Origin of the sequence: Streptomyces sp. NPDC000134, from assembly GCF_042899225.1 — a bacterium.
In the GTDB taxonomy this organism is placed as follows: Bacteria; Actinomycetota; Actinomycetes; order Streptomycetales; family Streptomycetaceae; genus Streptomyces.
In genome coordinates this window covers 1-4,701 of sequence record NZ_JBIAZN010000049.1, presented here as the reverse complement: position 1 = coordinate 4,701, position 4,701 = coordinate 1, and the positions used below count along the sequence as shown (strand labels likewise).

At 75.0% G+C, this 4,701-nt stretch carries 1 protein-coding gene; it reads left to right on the top strand.

Annotated features, from left to right (window positions below; genetic code table 11):
- A partial coding sequence (locus tag ACFY32_RS34005) for a type I polyketide synthase (RefSeq protein WP_390676363.1) occupies positions 1-4,701 on the top strand: 4,701 nt, incomplete at both ends.

Below are 4,701 nucleotides of genomic sequence, written 5' to 3'. Positions count from 1 at the left end.
GGCACCCTGCGCCGCGACGACGGCACCTGGCAGCGCGTGCTGACCTCGCTGGCGGCCGTCCACACCCACGCCACCGTCGACTGGGCCGGCTTCTATCCCACCGCCCGGCCCACCCATCTCGACCTGCCCACCTACCCCTTCCAGAACCAGCGTTACTGGATGGAAACGCCCAGGGGCCCCGGGGACGCGGCAGCGGCGGGGCAGGCGGCGGTCGAGCATCCGCTGCTCGGCGCGGCGGTGGAGCTGGCGGGTACGGACGTCACCGTGCTGACCGGCCGGGTGTCGACGCAGACGCACCCCTGGCTGGTCGACCACGCCGTCTCCGACACCGTCCTGCTGCCCGGCACCGCCTTCGTCGAGATGGCGCTCCGCGCGGGTGACGAAGTGGACGGCGACCACCTGGAGGAACTCACCCTGCGGGCCCCGCTCGTACTGTCCGCGACCGGCGGCGTCCAGACACGGGTGGAGGTGGGCGAGCCCGACGAGGCCGGGCGGCGATCCGTGAGCGTGCACTCCCGACCCGACGGCGAGGGGACCGGTGTGCCCTGGACCTGCCATGCCACGGGCGTGCTCGCCCCCGGAGGTCCGGCGCCGTCCTCGTGGGATTCCCGGGTGTGGCCGCCGGCCGGGGCCGAGCCGGTGGGCACCGACGACCTGTACCCGGCGCTGGCCGACCTCGGCTACCAGTACGGGCCCGCCTTCCAGGGAGTACGGGCCCTGTGGAAGCGGGGCGAGGAGGTGTACGCCGAGGTGGTGCTGCCGAGGGAACGGCACGCCGAGGCCACCGCGTTCGGTGTTCACCCCGCGCTGCTGGACGCGGCCCTGCACGCCGGGCTCCTCCCCGACGACCCGGGGGCGGGGACCGGACGGGCGACGGAGGCACCGAGGCTGCCGTTCGTCTGGTCCGACGTACGGCTGTACGCGACCGGCGCCACCAGCGTGCGGGTGCGGCTCACCCCGGCGGGGCGTGACGCCCTGGCCGTGGAGGTCGCCGACGCCGAGGGCGCGCCGGTCGCGTCGGTCGGTTCGCTGGCGCTGCGTCCCGTCGACCCCGAGAAGCTGGGCGGCGGGCGGGACGGGCGTCACGACGCGTTGTTCCGCGTGGAGTGGATGAGCCGGCCGGCCGGGGACGGCGAGGCGTCCCCGGCCGACTCGTGGGCGCTGGTGGGCGGCGACGGACTCGGCCTGACCACCGTGCTGGACGGCGGTGCGCGGGTACGGCGGTACCCGGATCTGAGCGTGCTCGGCGAGGAGTACGAGGCGCGCGAGCCCGCCCGACCCGCGCTCGTCCTGTCCTGCCACCTGCCCGGCGAGGACGCCATTTCCGGCGGTCCCGACGCCGTCCGCACCGAGCTGCTCAAGGCGCTCTCCCTGATCCGGTCGTGGCTCGCCGACGAGCGGTTCGCCGACACACGGCTGGTGGTCGTCACCCGAGGCGCGGTGGTGACCGGCCGCGCCGAGCGGCCGGCGCTCGCCTCCGCGCCGGTGTGGGGGCTGCTGCGCACCGCGCAGACGGAGCACCCGGACCGTTTCGTCCTCGTCGACGTCGATGAGGACGAGCGTTCCCTGCGCGCCCTGCCCGCCGCGCTCGCCGGCGGGGAACCGCAGACGGCGCTGCGCCGGGGAGAGATCCTGGTGCCGCGACTCGTCCGGGCCACGGCCGACGACACGCCGACACCGGCCCGGGACGCGTCCGACGACGCGTCGGCACGCGCCCGCCTCGCCGGGAACCCCGACGGCACGGTACTGATCACCGGCGGCACCGGCGCCCTGGGCGGGCTGCTCGCCCGGCACCTGGTGACCGGACACGGGGTACGGCACCTGCTGCTGGCCAGCCGTCGCGGACCGGAAGCCGAGGGCGCCGGGGAACTCCTGGCGTCGCTGGCCGGACTCGGGGCGACGGCCACCGTACTGGCCTGCGACGTCTCCGACCCGGAGGCACTGGCCGGCCTGCTGGGGACGGTACCGGCCGAGCACCCGCTGACAGCGGTCGTGCACACGGCGGGCGTCCTGGACGACGGCCTGGTCTCCGCGCTGACGCCCGAGCAACTGGACGCGGTGCTGCGGCCCAAGGCCGACGCGGCATGGCACCTGCACCGGCTCACCCGGGACCTGGACCTCACGGCGTTCGTCCTGTTCTCCTCCGTGATGGGCACGCTCGGCGGCGCCGGACAGGGCAACTACGCGGCGGCCAACGTCTACCTCGACGCGCTCGCCGCACACCGCCGCGCCCACGGCCTCCCGGCCACCTCCCTGGCCTGGGGCCTCTGGGACCAGCGCGGTGACATGACGGGAGACCTGGACCAGGCGGACCTCGCCCGGATGGCCCGGTCCGGCCTGACCCCCCTGCGGGCGCGGGACGGCCTCGCCCTGTTCGACGCGGCCCTCGCCCTCGACGAGCCGCTGCTCGTCCCCGCGCGACTGGACACCGCACGGCTCGCCCGGGGCGGGAACGCGGCACTGCCCGCCGTGCTCGGCGCCCTGGTGCGTCCCCGCGCCGCCCGGCGCACCGCCGCGGCCGGTCCCCCGGGCGCCGTCACGGGCGGGCACCGGTACGCCGGGATGTCCCCGGCCGAGGCGGAGCGCGAGCTGACCGAGCTGGTGCGCGCCCACGCCGCGACCGTGCTGGGACACCCGACACCGGAGGCGATCCGGCCCGACAGCGCCTTCAAACAGCTCGGCTTCGACTCGCTCTCCTCGGTCGAACTGCGCAACCACCTCAACACCGCCACCGGTCTGCGCCTGTCACCGACCGCCGTCTTCGACCATCCGTCACCGGCCGCCATGGCCCGGCACCTGCGCGCCCGGTTGCTCGGCGAGACGGCCTCCGCCGCCCGGCCCACGGCGACGGCCACCGCCTCGGACGAGCCGATCGCCGTGATCGGTCTCGGCTGCCGGCTCCCCGGGGGCGTGGGATCACCGGAGGAACTGTGGGACCTGGTCGCGTCCGGCAGCGAGGCGATCTCCGGCTTCCCGACGAACCGGGGCTGGGACATCGAGGGGCTGTACGACCCCGACCCGGGCCTCCCGGGCAAGACCTACGTCCGCGAGGGCGGCTTCCTCCCCGACCCGGCCGCCTTCGACGCCGGCTTCTTCGGGATCAGCCCGCTCGAAGCGACGGCGATGGACCCGCAGCAGCGGCTCCTGCTGGAGGTCGCCTGGGAGGCGATCGAACGCGCGGGCATCGACCCGGCCACCCTGCGCGGCAGCCCGACCGGCGTGTTCGTCGGCGCCATGACCCAGGAGTACGGCCCGCTGCTCCACGAGGCCGGGGAAGGACTGGACGGCCTGCTGCTGACCGGCAGGATAGCCAGCGTGATCTCCGGTCGGCTGGCCTACTTCCTGGGGCTGGAGGGCCCGGCGATCACCGTCGACACGGCGTGCTCGTCGTCGCTGGTGGCGCTGCACCAGGCGGCCCAGGCGCTGCGGCAGGGGGAGTGCACCCTCGCGGTCGCCGCCGGGGTGTCGGTGCTGTCGACGCCGGGCGTGTTCACCGAGTTCAGCAGGCAGCGGGGGCTGGCGGCGGACGGGCGGATCAAGGCGTTCGCGGCGGCCGCCGACGGCACCAACTGGGGAGAAGGGGCGGGCGTCCTGCTCCTGGAACGCCTCTCCGACGCCCGGCGCAACGGGCACCCCGTCCTCGCCGTCGTCCGTGGCTCGGCGGTCAACCAGGACGGCGCCAGCAACGGACTGACCGCCCCCAACGGGCCCTCCCAGGAACGCGTCATCCGCCAGGCCCTGGCCAACGCCCGGGTCGCACCGGACGAGGTCGACGTGGTCGAGGGCCACGGCACGGGGACGACACTGGGCGACCCGATCGAGGCCCAGGCCCTGATCGCCACCTACGGCCAGGACCGGCCCGAGGACCGGCCGCTGTGGCTGGGCTCGCTCAAGTCCAACATCGGCCACACCATGGCGGCCTCCGGCGCCGCCGGTGTCATCAAGATGGTGATGGCCCTGCGGCACGGACTCCTGCCGAAGACCCTGCACGTGGACGAGCCGACCCCGCACGTCGACTGGACGGCGGGCGCGGTGGAACTCCTCACCGAGGAACGCCCCTGGCCGGATGCCGGACGCCCGCGCCGCGCCGCCGTCTCCTCCTTCGGCATCAGCGGCACCAACGCCCACGTCGTACTGGAGCAGGCCCCGGAAACCGCGGACGCGGACGGCGAGGAGACGCCGGGCCCGGCCGTGACAACCGGGGGACCGGTGCCGTGGGTGGTCTCGGGCAAGAGCGCGGCGGCACTGGCCGCGCAGGCCGCAAGCCTGGAGCACATCCTGACGGCGGACGCCGAACTCGCGGTGACCGACGTGGGATTGTCGCTCGCGGTGACACGCTCGGCGTTCGATCACCGAGCCGTCGTGATCGCCCGGGAACCGGTCGACCACCGGGTCGCCCTGGCCGCGCTGGCCACCGGCCGCCCCTCACCGCACGTCGTCACCGGCACGGTGTCCACCGAGCCCGGCAGGACCGTGTTCGTGTTCCCGGGGCAGGGCTCGCAGTGGGTGGGCATGGGCGTGGAGTTGATGCGCTCGTCACCGGTGTTCGCCGAACACCTGAGGGCGTGCGCGGCGGCCCTCGCATCCTTCACCGGCTGGGACCTCATCGACGTACTGGAGCAGGGGTCCGGTCTGGAGCGGGTGGATGTGGTGCAGCCCGCGTTGTGGGCGGTGATGGTGTCGCTGGCCCGGTTGTGGGAG